The organism is Mesorhizobium sp. M4B.F.Ca.ET.017.02.2.1, from assembly GCF_003998955.1.
Lineage (GTDB): Bacteria > Pseudomonadota > Alphaproteobacteria > Rhizobiales > Rhizobiaceae > Mesorhizobium > Mesorhizobium abyssinicae.
The window spans coordinates 1-799 of the sequence record NZ_RZOF01000666.1; the positions used below are offsets into that span (position 1 = coordinate 1).

Annotated in this window: 2 protein-coding genes; both read left to right on the forward strand. The window is 66.3% G+C overall.

Going from position 1 to position 799, the window contains the following annotated elements; translation table 11 throughout:
* Positions 1-234: prolipoprotein diacylglyceryl transferase family protein (locus tag EN738_RS34715; RefSeq protein WP_189606158.1), on the forward strand; the 234-nt coding region annotated here is incomplete at its 5' end.
* Positions 231-799, forward strand: a 569-nt coding sequence (locus EN738_RS34720) for an SAM-dependent methyltransferase (RefSeq protein WP_189606160.1), incomplete at its 3' end; no start/stop codon positions are given. The genes EN738_RS34715 and EN738_RS34720, both read left to right, overlap by 4 nt.

Below are 799 nucleotides of genomic sequence, written 5' to 3' on the forward strand. Positions count from 1 at the left end.
ACCCATTCCAGGCTGAAGCTGAAGACGCCGCGCTTCGTCGGCGGCGCCTTCATCTGCGGCTACGGCCTGTCGCGCATCTTTGTCGAATTCTTCCGCGAGCCGGACCAGCAGCTCGGCTACCTGCTCGGCACCAACTGGCTGACCATGGGCATGATCCTGTCGACGCCCATGGTGCTGGCCGGCATCTGGGCGATGGCCACGGCCAGGCCGGTGACGCAGACGCAACCGGCATGACGCGGCTGAAGACCCGCATCATCGATCTCATCGGTGCGGTGGGGCCGATCCCGGTCAGTGAATACATGGCGCTTTGCCTGTTCGATCCCGAGGATGGCTATTACACCACCCGCGAGCCTTTCGGCGCGGCGGGCGATTTCGTCACCGCGCCGGAGATCAGCCAGATGTTCGGCGAGCTGGTCGCCGTCTGGCTCTACCAGGCCTGGCAGGCTTCTGGCCGGCCGCTGCCCGCAACCATCGCCGAGATCGGCCCCGGCCGCGGCACGCTGATGAAGGACATGCTGCGCGCCGTCCTGCGGCTCGATCCCGGCTTCGCCGCCGGCGTCTCGTTCGCCATGATCGAGACCAGCCCGCGCCTGGCCGAAATCCAACAGCGGACGCTTGCGGACCACACGGTCAAGCTCGACTGGCACCAAACCATCGAGACGCTGCCGAAAACGCCGCTCTTCATCGTCGGCAACGAACTGTTCGACGCCGTGCCCATCCGCCAGTTCGTTCGGACCATCTCCGGCTGGCGCGAACGCATGGTCGGCCTCGACGACGAGGATGGCCTGCGCTTCTTCGC